Here is an 865-nt window from a genome sequence, read left to right as displayed (position 1 = left end):
AGCGGGCTTAAAAAATAGTAACCCCACCCTAAATGCAAGTCTAGATGCGGCGATTAGATACCGAGCCCCAAGTCTAATGATTGCATATCGATTCTTACCCCAATATAAGCCTTTCAATGCCCACTTCAAACTTGGGGGAACCTGGCTCAATACAGAAGCAACAGACTCGCGTATTGGCTATGAAGAAGAGTCAACTGTACAAGTTACCTGGGGAATCGGTGCTTACTACAGATTCACCGATAGTCCCTGGTTCATCAGCTTTGACTATACCAATCATGCCAAAGATGCTCGCTTCAGCGGCTTTCATATAGGCCGTTATTTTGGCTTCAAAAAACACATTCCTAAAGTGGAAAAAATCGTAAGAACCCCATTTGAGAATCTACAGCTCCAACTCGATTCAGACCAGGATGGCGTGATAGACAAACTCGATGAATGTCCGCTATCGGATCGTGGAGTCGAAGTTGATAAAACAGGGTGCTGTACTGAAAAAGCAGGCTGTATCAGGATTCAGTAGTAATCAATAACGATTATTAGTTCTGTTTCTCATGAGACTGCGCAAGTACAAAACCGAGAAGCATCAGTATAGCTCCCACAAAGCCGTACATACCTAAGACTTCATCGAATACCCAGTAACCAACCATTGCGCCAAAAACAGACTCCATCGAAAATATGATCGCTGCAATAAAGGGGTCTGCTTTCTTTAAAGCAAAGACCTGAAGTGTATACGCCATACCCACAACGAAGATGCCACTACACAAGGCCCAAAGATAAGCAGAGTTGAGACTAGCCATAGGGCCGCCCTCAAAGCTCAGGGAAAAAACTAAACTTAATAAAGCGCAGACAATAAATTGAAAAAGTGCGAGAA

1 protein-coding gene and 1 pseudogene are annotated in these 865 nt (G+C 43.6%); one reads left to right on the top strand and one right to left on the bottom strand.

The genetic code is table 11. The annotated features are described in order from the left end of the window. Window positions 1–514, top strand: a pseudogene (locus tag A3729_RS08640) (hypothetical protein); the annotation flags it as partial. 16 nt (window positions 515–530) lie between these two features. On the opposite strand, the gene A3729_RS08635 reads toward A3729_RS08640, so the two are convergent. Continuing rightward, window positions 531–865, bottom strand: a 335-nt coding sequence (locus tag A3729_RS08635) for a DMT family transporter (protein ID WP_156497817.1), incomplete at its 5' end; no start/stop codon positions are given.

Source organism: Oleiphilus sp. HI0043, assembly GCF_001634935.1.
Note: the sequence above shows the minus strand (reverse complement) of the source record. Positions and strands in the feature narration are given on the sequence as shown.